Source organism: uncultured Microbulbifer sp. (assembly GCF_947498635.1).
GTDB classification, from domain to species: domain Bacteria; phylum Pseudomonadota; class Gammaproteobacteria; order Pseudomonadales; family Cellvibrionaceae; genus Microbulbifer; species Microbulbifer echini.
This window is the reverse complement of the sequence record NZ_CANMKV010000011.1, coordinates 21,865-39,806: the sequence shown is the minus strand read 5'-3', so window position 1 is coordinate 39,806 and position 17,942 is coordinate 21,865. Positions and strand designations below refer to the sequence as shown.

The 17,942-nt window shown below is 54.2% G+C and carries 16 protein-coding genes and 1 other RNA gene; 8 read left to right on the top strand and 9 right to left on the bottom strand.

Going from position 1 to position 17,942, the window contains the following annotated elements:
* Position 1 precedes the first annotated feature (1 nt).
* Entirely contained in the window at positions 2-2,452 is a 2,451-nt protein-coding gene (locus tag Q1A69_RS07685) for an FtsX-like permease family protein (RefSeq protein ID WP_299583545.1), read from the bottom strand.
* Entirely contained in the window at positions 2,452-3,174 is a 723-nt protein-coding gene (locus Q1A69_RS07680) for an ABC transporter ATP-binding protein (protein WP_299583542.1), read from the bottom strand. The genes Q1A69_RS07685 and Q1A69_RS07680 overlap by 1 nt, the downstream gene beginning before the upstream one ends.
* A gap of 45 nt (positions 3,175-3,219) precedes the next feature.
* Between Q1A69_RS07680 and Q1A69_RS07675 the strand changes: the two genes are divergently transcribed.
* The gene (locus tag Q1A69_RS07675; protein ID WP_299583539.1) at positions 3,220-3,888 is read left to right on the top strand and encodes an arylesterase; all 669 of its coding nucleotides are present in this window, start codon (positions 3,220-3,222) and stop codon (positions 3,886-3,888) included.
* 115 nt (positions 3,889-4,003) lie between these two features.
* Positions 4,004-4,921 (top strand): tRNA 2-thiocytidine(32) synthetase TtcA, encoded by a 918-nt coding sequence (gene ttcA / locus Q1A69_RS07670; protein WP_299583537.1) that lies wholly within the window; start codon positions 4,004-4,006, stop codon positions 4,919-4,921.
* Here the strand turns inward: ttcA and Q1A69_RS07665 are convergent.
* A complete protein-coding gene (locus Q1A69_RS07665; RefSeq protein ID WP_299583535.1) occupies positions 4,806-5,495 on the bottom strand; it encodes a hypothetical protein in 690 nt (229 codons plus the stop codon). The two genes, ttcA and Q1A69_RS07665, sit on opposite strands and share 116 nt — an antisense overlap.
* A gap of 121 nt (positions 5,496-5,616) precedes the next feature.
* Here Q1A69_RS07665 and putP point away from each other — a divergent pair, with 121 nt between their 5' ends.
* The 3 genes from putP to Q1A69_RS07650 all read left to right on the top strand — a co-directional run bounded on the left by putP (position 5,617) and on the right by Q1A69_RS07650 (position 8,310).
* Positions 5,617-7,083: a sodium/proline symporter PutP gene (gene putP / locus Q1A69_RS07660; protein WP_299583532.1), complete on the top strand. Its 1,467-nt coding sequence runs from the start codon at positions 5,617-5,619 to the stop codon at positions 7,081-7,083.
* A 144-nt stretch (positions 7,084-7,227) separates the two neighbouring features.
* Positions 7,228-7,740: a macro domain-containing protein gene (locus tag Q1A69_RS07655; protein ID WP_299583529.1), complete on the top strand. Its 513-nt coding sequence runs from the start codon at positions 7,228-7,230 to the stop codon at positions 7,738-7,740.
* Between the two features lie 105 nt (positions 7,741-7,845).
* Positions 7,846-8,310 carry an Mpo1-like protein gene (locus Q1A69_RS07650; RefSeq protein ID WP_299583526.1) on the top strand — a complete coding sequence of 155 codons (465 nt, stop codon included), beginning with the start codon at positions 7,846-7,848 and terminating at the stop codon, positions 8,308-8,310.
* A 66-nt stretch (positions 8,311-8,376) separates the two neighbouring features.
* On the opposite strand, the gene Q1A69_RS07645 is transcribed toward Q1A69_RS07650, so the two are convergent.
* On the bottom strand, positions 8,377-8,862 hold the full coding sequence (locus Q1A69_RS07645) for an Lrp/AsnC ligand binding domain-containing protein (RefSeq protein WP_020411656.1): 486 nt from the start codon (positions 8,860-8,862) through the stop codon (positions 8,377-8,379).
* A gap of 199 nt (positions 8,863-9,061) precedes the next feature.
* On the opposite strand from Q1A69_RS07645, the gene ald reads away from it, so the two are divergent.
* Positions 9,062-10,207 (top strand): alanine dehydrogenase, encoded by a 1,146-nt coding sequence (gene ald, locus Q1A69_RS07640; RefSeq protein ID WP_299583523.1) that lies wholly within the window; start codon positions 9,062-9,064, stop codon positions 10,205-10,207.
* Positions 10,208-10,564: 357 nt separating this feature from the next.
* Here ald and Q1A69_RS07635 read toward each other — a convergent pair whose 3' ends face one another.
* The 3 genes from Q1A69_RS07635 to Q1A69_RS07625 all read right to left on the bottom strand — a co-directional run bounded on the left by Q1A69_RS07635 (position 10,565) and on the right by Q1A69_RS07625 (position 13,754).
* Positions 10,565-11,917, bottom strand: coding sequence for a phosphate ABC transporter substrate-binding/OmpA family protein (locus tag Q1A69_RS07635; RefSeq protein ID WP_299583520.1), 1,353 nt, complete (start codon positions 11,915-11,917; stop codon positions 10,565-10,567).
* A 212-nt stretch (positions 11,918-12,129) separates the two neighbouring features.
* The gene (locus tag Q1A69_RS07630; RefSeq protein ID WP_299583517.1) at positions 12,130-12,846 is read right to left on the bottom strand and encodes a 16S rRNA (uracil(1498)-N(3))-methyltransferase; all 717 of its coding nucleotides are present in this window, start codon (positions 12,844-12,846) and stop codon (positions 12,130-12,132) included.
* A 56-nt stretch (positions 12,847-12,902) separates the two neighbouring features.
* Positions 12,903-13,754, bottom strand: a complete 852-nt coding sequence (locus Q1A69_RS07625; RefSeq protein ID WP_299583514.1) for a 6-carboxytetrahydropterin synthase — start codon at positions 13,752-13,754, stop codon at positions 12,903-12,905.
* Between the two features lie 129 nt (positions 13,755-13,883).
* Here Q1A69_RS07625 and ffs point away from each other — a divergent pair.
* Positions 13,884-13,980: signal recognition particle sRNA small type (ffs, locus tag Q1A69_RS07620), an RNA gene on the top strand.
* A 256-nt stretch (positions 13,981-14,236) separates the two neighbouring features.
* Complete coding sequence (locus Q1A69_RS07615) at positions 14,237-16,099, top strand: M2 family metallopeptidase (protein WP_299583512.1); 1,863 nt, start codon at positions 14,237-14,239, stop codon at positions 16,097-16,099.
* A gap of 86 nt (positions 16,100-16,185) precedes the next feature.
* On the opposite strand, the gene Q1A69_RS07610 is transcribed toward Q1A69_RS07615, so the two are convergent.
* Together Q1A69_RS07610 and Q1A69_RS07605 are read right to left on the bottom strand one after the other, a co-directional pair.
* On the bottom strand, positions 16,186-17,508 hold the full coding sequence (locus Q1A69_RS07610) for a DUF1116 domain-containing protein (protein WP_299583509.1): 1,323 nt from the start codon (positions 17,506-17,508) through the stop codon (positions 16,186-16,188).
* Positions 17,505-17,900: a type IV pili methyl-accepting chemotaxis transducer N-terminal domain-containing protein gene (locus Q1A69_RS07605; RefSeq protein WP_299583506.1), complete on the bottom strand. Its 396-nt coding sequence runs from the start codon at positions 17,898-17,900 to the stop codon at positions 17,505-17,507. The genes Q1A69_RS07610 and Q1A69_RS07605 overlap by 4 nt, the downstream gene beginning before the upstream one ends.
* Between the last annotated feature and the right edge of the window lie 42 nt (positions 17,901-17,942).

Genomic DNA, 17,942 nt, shown 5'->3' with positions numbered 1-17,942 from the left:
GTTAGGCCAGTTCGCGCAGTACTCTGAGCGGGGGCTGGCTGATCGAGCTGTAACAGGCCATGGTACCGGCGGTGCCAACCAGTACTGCACCGGTGAGTGGTCCGGTTAGCCAAAGGACTGGGTGCAATATTACCGGGAGTTCAAAGACCCAATAAGACAGCACAGCCAAGGTGGCTTCAGCACCGATAGCCGCGAGCAAACCGGCGGCAAAACCCAGTAGGCCAAATTCCAGCATCAGGCTTCTCAGTAACAAGCGCCTGCGGCCTCCCAGTGTGCGGATAATTGCCGCTTCCTGCAATCGCTCGGCGATACTGGCGCGGACCCCGGCGATTAATACCAGGACCCCGGCAACCAGCATCAGCGCCATAACCGATTCGATAGCAAAGGACACCTGGTTAATGGTGTCGCGGATACGCTGGATGATCTTATCCAGCTCTATCACGCTGACGCTGGGGAAGGCGCGAACCAGGTCGTTGACCAGTAACTTGTCCTCCGGTGGGAGGTAAAAACTGGTGATATAGGTAGCCGGGAAATTATCGATAGTGCCCGGTGCAAATATCATATAGAAGTTGGGGCGCATGCTGTTCCAGTCCAGCGAGCGGAAGCTGGCTACCGGGGCTTCTACTTCGAGGCCACCGATGGAAAAGCGCAATTGATCTCCCAGTGACAGTTCCAGCTGGGCTGCCAGCTCCACTTCTACGGAAACACCTTCGCTGGTCTTGTCCCACCACTCGCCTTCCAAGATACGGTTGTCCGGTGCCAGGGTATCGGTGTAGCTCAGGTTCAATTCCCGGCGAACGCCGCCGGGACGATCTTTCTTCTCTTTAATGGAGACGCCGTTAATCGCCACCAAACGGCCGCGCACCATGGGGTAAAACTCGGTGCTGCTTACCTCGCCCTGCGCCAGCATGTTTTCCATGGTTGGCACATCGTGAGGGGCGATATTCAGGAGGAAGTGATTGGGGGCTTTTTCCGGCAATTGCATCCGCCATTCATCCACCAGGGCGGTGCGGGCAAAGACCATGGCCAGCATGGCCAATAATCCGGTGCCAAAAGCGGCAATCAATAGGGTGTTGAATGCGGCGCGGCGTTGCAGGCTGCCCAGGGCAATACGCCAGGCGCCGCCCAAGGATGCCAGTTTGCCGCGCACCAGGAGCCGGTTAACCAGGGCGCTTCCCGCTACCAGCAGGAGCATGCCGACAAACAAGGCGAGCGTCATGAGCAGACTGCCGGACAGCCACCAGATTAGGAGCAGCATAGCGCTGGGGCCGAGAATCAGCCCAAGCCATTCGCGTCTGTCCGGGTTACTCCAGTCGTGCCGCAGGGTTTGCATCGGGTCTGTACGCGCCAAACGGAAAAGTGGTGGCAGGGCGAAGCCCAGGGCGCAGGCGATGCCGGTGGCGAGTCCAATCAGCAGTGGGCTCCAGCTGGTGGCCGGGGGTTGTACCGGGAAGAACCCTTCCATCAGGTTGACCGCCTGGCTTTGGATAAAGGTGCCCAGTGCCAGTCCGATAGCAGTAGCAATCAGGGTGAGGGCGGCCAGCTGCCCCAGGTAGATACCGAGGATTTTGTTGCGCCCAGCGCCGAGGCTTTTCATTACGGCTACGTAGGCGCCGTGGCGCAATCCGTAGCGTCTGGCTGCCAGGCCGACGGCGACGCTGGCGAGCAGTACAGCCAGGCTGGCGGCGAGAAACAGGAATGACTCGGCTCTATCCAAGGCAGAGGCAACCCGGGGCTGGCCTTCACGCAGGTCCAAGATCCGCTGGTGTTCAGTCAATTGAGGTTTGAGCCAGTCAAAGTAATCCTTCAGGACTTGGTCATCACCGGCAAACAAGTAGCGGTAGCGCACTCGGCTGCCGGGCTGGATTACACCTGCGGCGGGCAGGTCGGCGGTATTGGCTAGCAGGCGCGCGCCCATATCAAACAGGCTGGTGCCCCGGTCGGGTTCCCGCTCCAGTATGGCGGTCACTTTTAATTGGGTGTCGCCGAGGGCGATAGGATCGCCGAGCTGGAGTCCCATCAAAGGTAAAAGGCGGGACTCCACCCAGGCTTCTCCCGGGGGAGGTCCTTGCGGTGCAATTTCCCTTGGGCCTCCCTGGGACTTGCTGATTTCCAGTTGCCCCACCAGTGGATAGCCTTTGTCGACGGCTTTGACTGAGACAAACTGGAACTGGTCGTTGGCGGAGATCATGGATGAAAACTGGACTATCTGGCCCTGTTCCAATCCCTTTTTGTCGGCTTCCTCCAGCCATGCGCTATCCACAGGCTTACTGCTGCGCAGCACCCGCTCTGCGGCCAGAAAGGTGAGGGATTGCTGCTCCATGGCACGGGTAAGACGGTCGGTGAAATGGGCGATCGCAGTGACACAGGTCACGGCTAGAACCAGGGCCGAGGCAATTAGCGCCAACTCGCCACCGCGCCAGTCTCTGAGAAGCAGTCGCAGTGGCAGCATCAGGCGGATACCTCCGACAGGTTGTCATCGCCAGTAGGGGACTCGTAGGATTCCACCGCGCCCGCGGACATGCGCAAGTGCGTAGCGCAGCGCTCGGCCAAGCGTTGTTCGTGGGTCACCAATACCAGGGTGGTATTGGACTCGGCGTTGAGCTTGAACAACAGATCGATAACTTTGGCGCCATTGCCGGCATCGAGGCTGCCGGTGGGTTCGTCGGCAAAGAGAATGGCATCGTCGCCACTGAAACTGGCGAAGGCCCGGGCAATGGCGACCCGCTGTTGCTCTCCGCCGGAGAGTTGACGTGGGTAGTGACCCAGGCGGTGTTCCAGCCCTACCTTGGCCAGGAACGCCTCAGCGCGTTTGGCCGCACCGCGCTCGCCGCGCAACTCACTGGGCAGCATGACATTCTCTTGTGCGGTGAGGCCGGGTAGCAGCTGGAAAGTCTGGAATACAAACCCCACACAGCGGGCGCGCACCGCTGCGCGCTCTTCCTCGTCCATAGCGGTGATCTCTTCGCCGGCCAGCCAGATTTTACCCTCACTGGGCTTGTCCAATCCGGCTAATAGACCGAGTAGGGTGGATTTGCCGGAACCCGAGGCTCCGGTTACCGCGAGGCTTTCCCCACGCGCTAGTTGCAGGGAGATATTGTTTAATAGGGTCAATGGCCCTTCGCTGGTGGAGACTCTGTGATACAGGTTTTCTGCCGTGAGAATGGCGGACATACTGTGTTCCCTATGCGGATGCGCGAATTTTTTGGAGAGTATGACATGACGACAGCCTTTTTTCGGCAGCTGCTGATTCAATTTGGCTTGGTGTTACTGCTGTTTGTCCCCTCCGGGGTATCTTCGGCCAGTGCTGCGGAAACTCTGCTGGTGTTGGGTGACAGTATCAGTGCGGCCTACGGTATTGATGAGGAGCATGGCTGGGTAGAACTTTTGCGAGAGCGCTTGCGGGAAAAGGGGCGTGAGGTTCGGGTAATCAACGCCAGTATCAGCGGTGAGACTACCTCAGGTGGTCTCACTCGACTGCCGAGGCTGATTCAGGAGCACAACCCCCGCTGGTTGATAGTGGAATTGGGGGGTAACGACGGCCTGCGAGGGTATCCGCCGCAATCTTTGCAGCGGAACCTGATGGCAATGGTCCAACTGGCGAAGAACTCTGGTGCCGAGGTGCTGTTGTTCGGTATGCGCATCCCCCCCAATTATGGTCGGGCCTATACCAATGCGTTTGCCGCCGTCTATCCCAAAGTGGCGAAGTCCGAACAGGTGGGGCTGGTACCCTTCTTCCTGGAAACCGTAGCCCTTCAAGATGGCGCCATGCAAGCGGATGGCATCCATCCCACCGCCAAGGCTCAGCCGGCCTTGCTGGAGCATGTGTGGCCTTGTGTCGAATTTTTGTTAGCGGAAAAGTCGAAGGGGGAATCGTGTACTCCGTGATCGAAATGCGTACAATCGCGCCCCCAAGAAGTATGAAAGCCACGCCCTGCACTGATTGGCGATGGCTGTGACCCCGAGGCCCGGTCACTGGAACCGAATTAGTTAGAGAGACACCATGTCCGAAGTGGAAAATCGTCGCGAGCGACTCGAATTCAATAAACTGCAGAAACGCCTGCGCCGCCATGTGGGCCGCGCCATCGCCGACTTCAATATGATTGAGGAGGGCGATAAGATTATGGTCTGCCTGTCCGGCGGTAAAGATTCCTACGCCATGCTGGATATCCTGCTAAACCTGCAAAAAACCGCACCGGTGAATTTTGAGCTAGTGGCGGTCAATATGGATCAGAAGCAGCCGGGCTTCCCGGAGCATATCCTGCCGGAGTATCTGCGCTCCCTGGGGGTGCCCCACCATATCGTGGAGAAAGACACCTATTCGGTGGTGCAGGAAGTGGTGCCTGAGGGCAAGACCACTTGTAGCCTGTGTTCACGCTTGCGCCGTGGCACCCTCTATGGTTTCGCCGAAGAAATTGGGGCCACCAAAGTTGCGCTGGGGCACCATAAGGACGATATCGTCGAGACCTTGTTCCTGAACATGTTTTATGGAGGCCGCCTAAAGGCGATGCCGCCTAAATTGCGTGCCGATGACGGGCGCAATATCGTGATTCGCCCGCTGGCCTATTGCCGCGAGGAAGATATTGCCCGCTATGCGCAGTTCAAGGCGTTCCCGATCATTCCCTGCAACCTGTGCGGCAGCCAGGAAAACCTTCAGCGTCAGGCGATAAAGCAGATGTTGCGGGAGTGGGATAAGAAATTTCCAGGGCGCAGCGAAAATATCTTCGCCGCATTAACACGAGTATCCCCGTCGCAACTGGCCGACAGGGATCTGTATGACTTTGAAAGTTTGGAACTGGATCGCTCTACGCCGTCGGCTGCCGAGCGCCCTGACCATTTAATTCAGCGCCAGGTGAATTCGTGGGAGCCGGAAGATGCCCAGGAGGCTGTGCCCCAGTATATCGAGGCGCGGAATTTGTAGGGTCAGCACCGCTCACTAATTGGGCGTAACTGCACTCAAAGTCCTGCGTTGTGGCGCTGGGCCCGTGGTGGAAGTGCTGATGCCACAGTCGTGCCATTTTCGCCACATCATTGGTTTCCGGCTCGGGAATCTTGTGTACCTCCGCGGAGCGGTAGACCAGCCAGGCAATGGCCGTGGCGTAGCGCAGGTTGGTGGTCAGTTCGCTATGGGGGTGATCGAGGAAATCCCGCTGGCTGGCGAGCCCCCGAATTTTGGAGGCCAGTGCGGGGTGGTCAATCAGGTAGTTGTCCCAGATTTCCCGGTGGGTATGGGGCTGGATTTGATAGATCCCCAGCCCGTGGCGCCTTCCCTGCTTGAGGTGGAATCCCAGCTGTGATTCCTGTGCGGCAGTGCCCAGCAATAGGTTTTCCATACCCTGACTCCAGGCTCTCAAGTGCTTGAGGGTGGGACGGATAACCTGGAGGCGCAGTTCGTCCAGACAGATGCCCATAGTGTTGTCTTTTTTCTGTGGTTGTCCTGAATATTTAGTTTGCGGATTGAGTTGGCGCCAGCCGTTAAGTAGATTTACGCGCAATAAACATAACTATTTTTCAAGTGGCTCCGGTTCGGTAGCGCATTTCGCTCAAAAAGCGAGCAAGGTGTCGCAAAAATTATCCTTTCCCGGCACCGCTCCGTTTTGAGCAGAAGGAATTCCCATGCCCGCACAGTGGCTCATTGCCTTAACTTTTGTTGCCTATCTGGCTCTGATACTGGTGATTGGTGTTTACGCGTATATGCGCACTAAGAATGCCAGTGACTACTTCCTCGGCGGGCGCTCGCTGCCGCCAGCTGTTGCAGCATTGTCGGCCGGCGCTTCAGATATGAGCGGCTGGCTGCTGTTGGGGTTGCCCGGCGCCGCGTATGCAGCGGGCTTGTCCGCAGGCTGGATCGCCATAGGGCTTTTCTCCGGTATCGTATTGAGCTGGGTAACGATGGGCCGCCGCTTGCGGATCTATACCTATGAATTGGATGACTCCCTGACGGTACCGGCCTATCTGGATCGTCGTTTCAAGATGGGGCACCCCTACCTGCGTACTTTGTGCGCGGTGTTTATCCTGCTGTTCTTTCTCTTCTATGTCGCATCGGGCTTGATTGCCGGCGGTAAGTTGTTCGAAACAGTTTTTGGTTGGGATTACCGCTGGGCAGTGATTGTCGGCGCCGTTGCCGTGATTTCTTACACGCTGTTTGGTGGCTTCCTGGCAGTGTCCTGGACCGATGTTTTTCAGGGGTTGCTGATGAGTGCGGCCCTTGTTGCTGTGCCGTTAGTCGTCATCACCGACCAGGGCGGTTTTTCCACCAGTTGGGCCCGGTTGCAGGCAGAAATGCCGCAGTTAACTCACTGGCTGAGGGACAGTAGTGGGCAGGCGCTCGGCCTGGTGGCCATTTTCAGTTCTCTGGCCTGGGGGCTCGGTTATTTTGGCCAGCCCCATATCCTGGCGCGTTTTATGGCGGTGCGCAGCCCGGACGATGTTCCGGCAGCGGCGGCCGTCGCAGCGGTATGGTCCTTGATCGGTTTTCTTGGTGCTATGGCCGTGGGCCTCTTTGCCCATTTGCAAATTCAGCAGGGCCTGGCCGACGGCGAAACCGTCTTTATGGAGCTGGTCCAGGTTCTGTTCCACCCAATTGTTGCCGGTGTGCTTCTGGCTGCGATCCTCTCCGCCATTATGAGTACGGCAGACTCCCAGCTGCTGGTGTCCTCCGCGGCATTAGCGGAAGACATTTATCACGTTTGGTTCGGGCGCAAGACCAGCCCGGAGGCCATGGTCAAAGTGGGGCGCTGGGCGGTGGTGGCGCTGTCGCTGATCGCCGTATGGGTCGCTATGGATCAGGATTCTCAAGTACTGGATGTGGTGGGTTACGCCTGGGCGGGGCTGGGCGCGGCCTTCGGGCCGACGCTGCTGATAAGTCTCTACTGGTCCCGAATGACGGGTAGCGGTGCTATCGCAGGCGTGATTGTGGGCGGAGTCACCGTGGTCGTTTGGGAGCAGCTCTCCGGGGGCGTCTTTGATACCTATGAACTGCTGCCAGGCTTTATTTTCTCTGCAGCTGCTATCGTCATAGTTAGTGCGCTGACAAAATGCCCGGAAGCCGTGGCCTCGCAGCATAAAAAACTGCTGGGATGAGCCCGGGGGCAATAGGCTCCTAGATCGATGGGGCTGGTCGTTCGTCGGATGCGCGAAGGGCGCGCCTTACGTGGGTGCGACTGTTGTGAGGTGAAAAGGATTTCCATCCGCAGCGATTATTCCAATAGCGGTTGGAGATACTGAGTGATCAAAGTTCATCTCGGTGATATCACGCGATTAACCGTCGATGTTATCGTCAATGCCGCCAATGCACACCTACTGGGCGGCGGTGGTGTGGACAGAGCCATTCACCGTGCTGCGGGTCCGAGCCTTGAGGAGGTCTGCCGCGGTATTGGCAGTTGCCCTGTGGGCGAGGTCCGCGCAACCAGCGCCTTCTCAATACCGGTTAAACGTATTTACCATACGGTAGGCCCCGTCTGGCGAGGTGGTCGCCTGGGTGAGCCGGAATTGCTATCCAGCTGTTACCGCCAGTGCCTCGCCTTAGCGCGGCGTGAGAGTATGCACTCCATCGCTTTTCCAGCAATCAGCTGTGGCGTCTACGATTACCCACCCGAATTGGCGGTAGAGATTGCCGTGGAACAGGTGCAGCAGCATCTGGAGAGAGAAGGTGAACCAAAAAGCATTGTATTTTGCTGCTCCGATGCGCATATGGCTGAACTCTATCACTCTCAATTGGGCGCTTATGTACGGCGTTAGCTGAGCACTTTGTGCCCCTGCCTGATACTTTCGGCCATTGATTGCGCGGCGGGTGTTGAGGATGATGAGCGCTCTGGCAATAAAAAATAAGAAAAGGAGATTGTCATGCGCAGTGCCGAGCAGTGGTTTGCTGAATACGGAGAGAGCCACCAAAACCCCGTCAATAAATCCATTCATTGGATTGCGGTGCCGGTGATATACGCCACCGTTGCCGGCCTCTTGTGGGCCATTCCGCAGCCACAGTTTATGGCTGAAATCCCCTGGTTAAATTGGGCCGTGATAATTACGGTGCCGGTGATGTTGTTCTATTTTGCCCTGTCTTTTCCCATTGGCCTTGGAATGACTGCCTTGACGGTGGTCTGCCTGTGGGCCTGGTCTGTGGTGGAGCGACTGGGGCTACCGGTGTGGCAGACTGCACTTGGGTTGTTCGTGGTGATGTGGATCTTCCAGTTTATCGGTCACCATATCGAAGGGAAGAAGCCCTCCTTCTTTAAGGATGTCCAATTCTTATTGATTGGTCCGGCGTGGGTAATAGGCTTTATTTATCGCAAGATGGGGATTCAGTACTGAGTGGGTTTGTTGGCTAGGTCCGCAAAGGGGCGGCAGGCTTGTCGCCCCGGCCTTGCCGGTCTGAGCTCAGCGGTTGTAGTGCACCGGTACCTCCAAGGTCTCCTTGACCTCTTCCATCACCACATAGCTGGTGCACTCCTGCACTTCCGGCAGGGTTAGTAAAGTTTCTCCGTAAAACTTTCTGTAGGCACTCATATCGGCTACCCGGGCTTTGATTAGATAATCGAAGTTACCGGAGACCAAATAGCATTCCTGTACCTCCGGCAGCGCCGCCACGGCATTGCGAAACTCTTCGAAGGCATCTTGGGCGGAGCGGTTCAGGCGGATCTGAACAAATACCACCAGCGCCGCATCGAGGAATTCCGGGTTGATGAGGGCGGTGTAGCCTTGGATAACGCCATCATTCTCCAGCCGCTTCACCCGCTCCACACAGGGCGTGGCCGTTAACCCTACTTGCCGGGCCAGCTCCGCATAGCTGGTGCGGCCATTTTTCTGCAGAACACGCAAGATATTGCGGTCTACCGTATTGAGTTCTTCGGCGCGTTTGCGCATGGCTCTGTTTCCTCCGTAGGCGATCAGCTCAAAAAATACACTTATCACTACAGTTAATAGTCGATTCCACTAGTTTGATAAAAAATCTTATAGAAATCCACTCTATAGCTGGCTCTATACTGGGGAAAACATAGAAATTAGGCGTAGCTTTAGCCGTATGGCAAAGACCGAGCCAGACACAGAGATTAAGGAGCAAAAAATGTTGATTGGCGTCCCGAAAGAGATCAAAAACCACGAGTATCGTATTGGCCTGACGCCGTCGAGTGTTCGCGAACTGGTTGGCTATGGTCATCAGGTGATCGTTCAAAAGGATGGCGGTACTGCTATCGGCTTTACCGATGACATGTACGAGCAGGCCGGGGCCAAGATTATCGATACGCCGGAAGAGATATTTGCCAGCGCTGACATGATCGTCAAGGTAAAAGAGCCGCAGCCCCACGAATGTGAAATGCTGCGTCCTGGCCAAGTGCTTTACACCTACCTGCATCTGGCTCCAGACCCCAAACAAACCGAATTGTTGGTTAAATCTGGGGCTACCTGTATTGCTTACGAAACAGTGACTGACCGTTTTGGCGGTCTGCCGCTGCTGGCGCCGATGTCTGAAGTTGCCGGCCGCATGTCTGTGCAGTGCGGTGCGCACCATCTGGAAAAAGCCCAGGGTGGACTCGGCGTGCTGTTAGGCGGCGTACCCGGAGTGGCGCCTGCCAAAGTGTTGATTATTGGCGGTGGTGTAGTTGGTACCAATGCGGCCAAGATGGCGTTGGGCATGGGAGCTGATGTGACCATCCTGGACCGCTCTCTGCCGCGTCTGCGTCAGCTGGATGATATCTTCGGCGGTGCTGTGCGCACTGAGTACTCCACTAACGATGCCATCGAAAAACACGCGCTGGAAGCCGATCTGGTTGTCGGTGCGGTACTGATTCCTGGTGCTGCAGCTCCGAAGCTGTTGTCGCGCGATATTATCAGCCGCATGAAGAAAGGTGCTGTGGTCGTAGATGTGGCGATTGACCAGGGAGGTTGTTTTGAAACCTCCAAGGCCACTACGCACCAGGAGCCCACTTACGTTGTTGATGGTGTCGTGCACTACTGTGTGGCGAACATGCCAGGCGGTGTTGCGCGCACTTCAACTATGGCACTGAACAATGCGACCTTGCCTTATGCTGTCGCTCTGGCAAACAAAGGCGCCAAGAAGGCGTTGCTGGATGATGCCAATTTGCTGGAAGGTCTGAACGTCCACGCGGGTATGGTGACTTATAAAGCTGTTGCCGATGTGTTGGGTTATGAGTTCATCGACCCCAAACTGGCTCTGCAAAAGATGGCAGAGGCTGAAGGCGCTATAGCGTAAGGATTTGCGGTTGCACGGCAGCCGCAGTTTGCATAAGACAGCGATAATGCGCTTGTTTTAATGGGAATTTTCCCCGGAACGCTCTGTGGCGTTCCTCTCTGTGAGACCTGATGGCTTTTGCCATCATTGTGGCCGCGTTTCTACGCGGCTTTTTTATTGTTGTATTTCCCTCTTTTTTCATTTTACGCACAGCTGAGATTAGCAAGAGGACTAAGAATTATTTTCTAGGTTTCCCTTCCCGTTATTACGAGCTTATCTGGTGAAAAAAGAAGACCCCGATGGATCTCCTTGTAAAAGAAAACGTGGCGCCCTGCTAGGAGCGTCTCTACTTTCCTGAATGTGGTTAGTCCTTAAAGATCAAAGTAACCAGACCTCTACCCGGCGATTTCTTATTTTAGCGCTGGAGCTATTTGAGGCAATCGGCAGGTAGGCCCCAAAACCTTGAACGGGTGCGGTGTTAATTTTGTAATCGCGCAGGGCAGAACGCACGGTAGCCGCCCGAAGTTTGGAGAGAACTACCGAGCGCTCTGGGCTAACTTTTTCATCGCCAAATCCGATCAGTAATAATTTCCGCCCTTGCTGCAGGGGCTTTTTCATATAGCTTGCCAGCCGTTGGATATCCTGTTGGGCTTTATTGTCCAGAGAGGCGCTGCCCGCGGAAAAGCGAAAGTTGATGCTCAGGCGCTCGGCATTTCGAGTGAGCTCTAGATATTCACTCGGGCCCTCGCGCGTTCCTTCGGGTTTCGCACTGGTTGGTGTTTGTGCGACAAACCCAGTTGATTTCACCTGTTGTTGTCCTGCTTCGCTTTGTACAAAGCGCAAAAATTCTACTGCTATTGGTTGGTTGGAATACGCCGGGGTATATAAAAATAAGCGGCGGGACAGGGGATAATCTTCCGTTGCGATGGTTAAGTGTTCTGGTGCCTGCGGCAGTGTATTTTCATCGGAAACCGCGATCGCTTTTGCTTGACGAATAGAGGCTAGTCCGACAAAGCCAATACTGTTGGAATCCATGGCAACGATATCGGAGAGTTGATCGTTTGATTCAAAGCGCTTGGCGCTGCTGGTCAGTGAGTAGTGATTGCCAAGTACCAAGCTTTTAAAAGTATCCCAGGTGCCGGATTGGTTGTCACGGGCATAGACGTTTATACGACCATTGCCTTCTCCGAGCTCTGACCAATCGGTTATTTTTCCGGAAAAAACAGCACCGATCTGTTGCAGGGTCAGCTGACTTAAGGGGTTGCTTGGATGCACGATAATTGCCAATCCATCGATGGCGATAACATGCTCGGCATTTCTGCTACGCATATCACCCAGCTTTCCGAGGGCTGTAAATTCCTTGTTTCTAATGGGGCGGGAGGCCATGGCGATCTCTGCCTGTGCCTTTTCGAGCCCCTTAAACCCTGTACTGGAACCGTGTGCGGCAATATCGACAAATACAGCGCGCTTACCAATATTTCCATGTACGCGGATTTCATTGAGCGTGCTGAGTGGCTTAATACGGATGTTGGTGACACCTTTTGCGCTTAGGTAGTCACGAACCAGATTGGGGGCTAGCTGGGCTCCGATAGTATTGGAGCCGTGCAGGCTAAATAATTTACCGTTCGTGCTTGCGGGAAAAGCGGGGAGGCTTGCTAAGGCTACGGGGATCTGTACGCAAGCAAAAAGCAGAATTAGCGGACGGCACAATCGTTGAAAAAACAGGTACATAAAAGCTCGACCCTAGGAAAGTAAAACGAGGCCGCAAAATATGTCTTATTTATGACAGAATGATGAAATCTTGGTGAATAAAGTGTGCAAAAGTCTCATTATTGTGTGCGGCAAGACTTGGCTGTGGTAAAGAAAGCATGATTGCCCGACTTTTATGAAGGGGTGAGGTGATAGGTATTAATAGTTTGTAATACATGGCTCACCTCACTCGTCTAGTGGGCGGGGAAAAGCCGGCTTACCAACACAGGTAATGCTGTTTCGACCCTCAGAATACGAGGTCCCAAGTGTACAGAATTGAAACCGATCTCTTTGAGTTTTTCCACTTCGTAGGGAATAAAGCCGCCCTCGGGGCCGATGACCAGAGTGCAGCTCTCGCCGAGATCGACTGGACAGGCCTCGCCTCCAACTGGATGGGCAACCAATTTGAGTGAATTCTTGGCGAGCTCAGGCAGCTCATCTTCAACAAATGGTTTGAAGCGTTTACGCAAGATAATTTGCGGCATTTTTGTGTCAACGGCCTGTTCGAGCCCCAGTAAACACTGCTCGAGGAGTTTTCCCTCGTCCAGCCACGGCGTTTGCCAATAGGATTTTTCCACACGGTAGCTATTGATCAGTACCAGCCTTTTTACTCCGAGAGCGGTGACATGCTGGATGATGCGCTTGAGCATTTTAGGGCGTGGCAAGGCTAGGATTAAGGTAACCGGCGGGGGCGGGGGTGGGCTTTGGGTGAACTCTACTCGGAGTTCTACATACTGATCGCTAAGATCGGTAATTTCCCCAAGACCGATATCTCCGTCTATTAAGCCTACACGCAAGTGCTGACCGGGCTCGGCCCGGTGCACTTTACTAATATGTTCCAGTCTGCGCCCTGTGAGACGGACGATGCCGGGACGGATAAAGTCCGTTTCATGTAACACAATTAGGTTCACAGTCGGGGCTCTTGTAAAGAAGGAAAATTGTTATTGCGAGGGCAACGAGGCCGAGTTTACAGCTGGGCTGTGGCAATGGCGCCCTTTCCCACACCTTCATAGGCATGCACCCTAATCTCTTTACCCGGATGTCTCTCTGCGAGGGAGTGGGCGATATATTGGGCCAATTGTTCAACGGTGGTATCGCAATCGACAATTTCACAAGCGTTTGCGGGTAACTCCAGGGTGAACGCCCCCTGTTGAGCGCGATAGGCAAAGCGCAAGCGGTGTTCGCTTCCACCGGCGTCTTTGCACAGATCTTCACGGGTGCCCAGATAGATATCTTTCCAGCGTTGCGCCCAGTCTTGCTCTAAGTGTTTATTGCGCTCGCCGGCAACGAAAATTTGGATACGTGAGCGGTGGCCGTGGGCAATACGCTGGCAGTTGCCTTGGTGTTTCTTGAGGCCGTGGCTGTAGTGGTAAAAGGCATCCTCGATGTTCTCGTCTACAAAAGTCAGGCTTAACTGTTCAACACTGGTGGGAAATGAGTTGGCCAGTTGTTGCACGCTCCAGACCGCGACATTTTCGGCGGTAATCGCGTCACTCTCAACCAATGCGAAGGCCTGATCCGGGCCGGATACGGAAATTTGTTCTCCGCTGGAAAGCGTCCAGCTGAGAGAAATTTTTCCATCTTGGTGGGTTAATGTCAGCCCTGGTGCGAGGGTAGGCACCAATAGGCGGTGATCGAGCTGATCATCCAGCCAGTGGCGCAATGTTTTTTTAACGATGCCAAAGTCGCACACCATGCCCTGGCTATCGAGCGCGCCATCGAGTACGGCATTCGCCAGCCAGGTTTCGCCTACCAAGCCGCGTTGGTGGTCCAGGTAGCTGAAATCAACATTGGTCAAATTATCGACAAACAGGTGCATGGGTAACTCTTTAGATGGGGGTAAAGTAGTAGTCGTCTATTATAACCTGTTAATAGGGCTGGAACTCGCGCCTTTAACCCTCTATAATCGCGCCCTCTTCGGATGCACCGAAGATCGTTGTGGCGGCCCTTCCGGTCCCCTCGCAATGAGCAGCTGTGAACTCCGCCAGGCCCGGAAGGGAGCAACGGTAGCAGTGGTATCATGTGCCGAGGGTGTGCTGGTTGGGCTGCCTCCATTTACGCCTTTCCTCGACTACTTTTCCCTCTTTTTTACACTGTGTATTGCGCAGCGTCGGCTCGGCTTTAGTTGCCCCCGCTGAGTTGTATCTCCCGAGCACACCGTACTTTTCCCCATAAAAGTCCCAATACAGGGGATTTTGTGTCGATCTACGCTTAACTTCTTTGTCTACCGTCGCTGGTAGCCGCTGGCTTATGCTATAAACGGCGACAGTTGAAGATCTAATAATGAAATCTGAGGGGAAGATGAAGAAAGTTGCTCTTGCCATTGCGGCTACGGTAGCCCTGTCTGCCTGTGACAGCGATCAGCAGTCGTCAAAATCTATCGGTGTGGCGCAGGCCAGCGCAGAAAGTGCTGCGGCCAAGCAGGGTCCGCTGACTGCTGAGGATGCTCAGGCATTTCTCGATAATGCTCAGACCCGCCTGGAAAAGATGGCTCAGGAAATGAGCCACGCAGCCTGGTTGGCATCCACCTATATCAATCTTGACTCACAGTATGTAGAGGCGCTGGCCTCTGAGCGCTATACGACTATGGCTGTGGAGCTCGCTTCGGAAGCCGCCAAGTTTAATGGCCTGGAATTGGACCCGGATACCCGCCGCAAGCTGACCCTGTTAAAACAGGGCTTGGTATTCCCCGCGCCGAAAGATCCCGCACTGACCACAGAGTTGGCACAGATCGGTTCGAAGATGCAGGGTATGTATGGGGCCGGCAAATACTGCCGTGAGGAAGAGGGTGCAGAGAAGTGCTACACCCTGACCGAAATGGGTCGGATGATGGCGACCAATCGCAACCCGGAACTGCTGAAGGATTTATGGGTGGGCTGGCGCAAAATCTCCCCCCCTATGAAGCCACTGTATGAGCGTCAGGTCGAGATCGGTAATGCGGGTACAGAAGAGCTGGGTTACGACAATCTAAGCGTTTTTTGGCGCTCTAAGTACGATATGGAGCCGGATGCCTTTGCTGCCGATATGGATGCTCAGTGGGGCAAGGTAAAGCCTCTGTATGAGGCTCTGCACTGCCATGTACGGGCTAAATTGAATGAGCACTACGGCGATGAAGTGGCACCCGCCCAGGGCAAAATCCCTGCGCACCTGCTCGGCAACATGTGGGCACAGGAATGGGGAAATGTGTATGACCTGGTTAAAGATAAGGATATGCAGGCGCCCTATGACCTGACTCAGCTGGTGGTTGATTCCGGCATGAGTGAGCAGGATATGGTCAAAGTGGGGGAAAAATTCTTTACCTCCCTGGGTTTTGAGTCACTGCCAAAAACCTTCTGGGAACGCTCCCAGTTTACCCAGCCTCGCGATCGCGATGTGGTCTGTCACGCCAGCGCATGGAATATGGATGGTCAGGATGACATTCGCATCAAGATGTGTATTAACAAAACGGGCGAAGACCTAGTCACCATTCACCATGAGTTGGGGCACAATTTTTACCAGCGCATCTACAAGGATCAGCCCTTCCTTTATAAGGAGGGTGCCAATGATGGCTTCCATGAAGCGGTAGGCGATACTATTGCGCTGTCTATTACGCCGAAATACCTCAAGGAAATCGGTTTGATGGATGAGGTACCCGATGAAAGTAAGGATATTGGCTATCTGATGCAGCAGGCGCTGGATAAGATCGCCTTCCTTCCTTTTGGTTTGTTGGTGGATAAGTGGCGCTGGCAGGTATTTAACGGTGAGGTACAGCCTGCCGATTACAACAAAGCCTGGTGGAAGTTGCGCGAGGAGTACCAGGGCATCGCGGCTCCAGTAGAGCGTACCGAGGCGGACTTTGATCCGGGCGCCAAGTACCATATTCCTGGCAATACTCCCTATGCCCGTTACTTCCTGGCGCGTATTCAGCAGTTCCAGTTCCACCGAGCGCTTTGCGAGGCCGCCGGTGAGACTGGACCCCTGCATCGCTGCTCTATCTACCAAAATGCTGAGGCGGGCAAGAAGCTGCGCACCATGTTAGCGATGGGGGCCAGCAAGCCCTGGCCGGATGCGATGGAAGCCTTGACGGGGCAGCGTGATCTGGATGCTTCGGCGATTATCGATTACTTCCAGCCTCTGATGGCCTATCTGGAAGAGCAAAACCAGGGGCGCCAGTGTGGCTGGTAGCCGGGTAAATTTTGGGCTCTGATTTAAGCTTGATTTAAAAAGGGGGATTCATTTAATTCCCCTTTTTTATTGCCCATCAAAAGTCCTCAAGGTTGCTTTGACGGGGGTTGGTTCTTTTCTACTTCGAGGAAATGAACAGCCGCTTTTAGGAAGGCCTCCATGGGCGGATGCAGAGATCCAATGCCAGCTTGATAGCGGTTCATATGCTTTTGCGCTAGGCCGGAATTAATGGTTGGGGTTGTGTCTGCTTTAATAATTTTTAACAGATCATATCCTAGGGGTGATCCTCGATCATCGATTCCTGGAATGAGAAATAAATCGCTCTCCGAGTGAGTGATATTATAAGTCTTCAAGATATTGTTAATGGAGTCTTGGTAGGACCCTGAGATAGATTTGATGGTGCCACCAAGTCCCATTGTCTCGGTGATCGCACTGTCCCCCATATCCCGATTAACATCCGCCGGAGTAATTCCCGGCATTAAAATACCGCGGGCCACGCCAGCCAGGCCGGTGAACCAAGTATCACCCAGCCCCGATACCTTAATGCCGAATTCTGTGCCGTTGCGGGCCATTGCAGTAATAATACTGCTGTGGGGAATTCCGCTACCTGCATCGGCTACGGCTTTGCAGGTAGCCATAATAGGGTTTAATGGAAAGGATTCATCCTGATAGATTTGAGTCGCGATCTGTACGGTTTCTTTCTTTTGTTTGCTGTTCCTAATGATTCCCGGGAGTAAAATTCTGGAAAATATAAGGGTGGCCGCATTATTCATGACATGGCAGTCGTCCCCCATAAGTAAGCTTCTACCAATAATTGGCAGAAAATCAATTCCATTTTCATCGCGAATTGCCTGGTCAAGTGCTGGGGCGATAACATCCTCAATCCAGTGGAGGTAGTCGATCGCTTCTTGGTCATAGACGCCAAAGCGAATGGAGCTACCCCTGTAGTCGCCGCGATCATCGCTGAGGTTGGAGTAAGATCGGTGGCCTGAAAACTGGTCTTCAACAATGTAAACCGACATTGAAGAGGTGATAATGCCTGCCATTGGTCCTACCGCATTGTGGTCATGGCAGGGCGCTAAGACCACTTCCCCTTTTGCCATGACTTCTTCGGCTTCGCTCTTATTTTTTGCCAGGCCTTCATAGATCAGGCCGGCAATAATGGCGCCTTTTAAAGGACCCGATGCCCGCTGCCAAGTGATTGGTGGACCGGCGTGGAGAATCAGGTTTTTATGCATGCCGGGTATATGATCTTGTGCCTTGCCAGTTCCGATCAATATCGGAACAGCTTGCTTCATACGCTTGATGGTTTCGTTGTTTGCCTGTTGGTTTAGTGCCTTAAAGTCAGGCGTTGACAGTCCTTCCAAAATGTCTTCTGTGCTGGGCCCAAATTCAACATCCGTTTTCATAAGTGTTCCCGTGAATTCAACAGGTCTGTGTACTGCTCGGTAATGATATTCATATTGCGTAGCATCAGATCAGTAGTGCCGGTGGTTACTTGTATCTGGCGTTTTTCGGATATTTTCATCTTTCCTTCAAGGCCTCGGCGGGCGTATTTCAGATGATCTTTTGCCTTGCGTAGGTTGCGGGTGATTTCGATAGTGTTGAGTGGGCTGTCCAGTAGTTGGTTTAGGCGGCTGGAGTACTCGGAGAGATCTAGTTGCAGTCGGTTTTCAGCATCTTCGGGAGAAATCTTCCAGAGTTTAGCAGCGTAGTTCTTGGCGATGCGTTGAGAGAGCATACGCTGCCGGCCCGCGATATTGATTAACTCGGCAGAGCTATGTTTGGCAAGTTGCTGCAACTGAATGACGTAAGTATGTGCCTCTAAGAGGAGTGTGTTACT

What these genes read in the sequence shown, in the direction of transcription:
- Q1A69_RS07685 (WP_299583545.1), bottom strand. Translation starts at nt 2,452, where the DNA reads ATGCTGCCACTGCGACTGCTTCTCAGAGACTGGCGCGGTGGCGAGTTG.
- Q1A69_RS07680 (WP_299583542.1), bottom strand. Translation starts at nt 3,174, where the DNA reads ATGTCCGCCATTCTCACGGCAGAAAACCTGTATCACAGAGTCTCCACC.
- Q1A69_RS07675 (WP_299583539.1), top strand. Translation starts at nt 3,220, where the DNA reads ATGACGACAGCCTTTTTTCGGCAGCTGCTGATTCAATTTGGCTTGGTG.
- ttcA (WP_299583537.1), top strand. Translation starts at nt 4,004, where the DNA reads ATGTCCGAAGTGGAAAATCGTCGCGAGCGACTCGAATTCAATAAACTG.
- putP (WP_299583532.1), top strand. Translation starts at nt 5,617, where the DNA reads ATGCCCGCACAGTGGCTCATTGCCTTAACTTTTGTTGCCTATCTGGCT.
- Q1A69_RS07650 (WP_299583526.1), top strand. Translation starts at nt 7,846, where the DNA reads ATGCGCAGTGCCGAGCAGTGGTTTGCTGAATACGGAGAGAGCCACCAA.
- Q1A69_RS07645 (WP_020411656.1), bottom strand. Translation starts at nt 8,862, where the DNA reads ATGCGCAAACGCGCCGAAGAACTCAATACGGTAGACCGCAATATCTTG.
- ald (WP_299583523.1), top strand. Translation starts at nt 9,062, where the DNA reads ATGTTGATTGGCGTCCCGAAAGAGATCAAAAACCACGAGTATCGTATT.
- Q1A69_RS07635 (WP_299583520.1), bottom strand. Translation starts at nt 11,917, where the DNA reads ATGTACCTGTTTTTTCAACGATTGTGCCGTCCGCTAATTCTGCTTTTT.
- Q1A69_RS07625 (WP_299583514.1), bottom strand. Translation starts at nt 13,754, where the DNA reads ATGCACCTGTTTGTCGATAATTTGACCAATGTTGATTTCAGCTACCTG.
- Q1A69_RS07615 (WP_299583512.1), top strand. Translation starts at nt 14,237, where the DNA reads ATGAAGAAAGTTGCTCTTGCCATTGCGGCTACGGTAGCCCTGTCTGCC.
- Q1A69_RS07610 (WP_299583509.1), bottom strand. Translation starts at nt 17,508, where the DNA reads ATGAAAACGGATGTTGAATTTGGGCCCAGCACAGAAGACATTTTGGAA.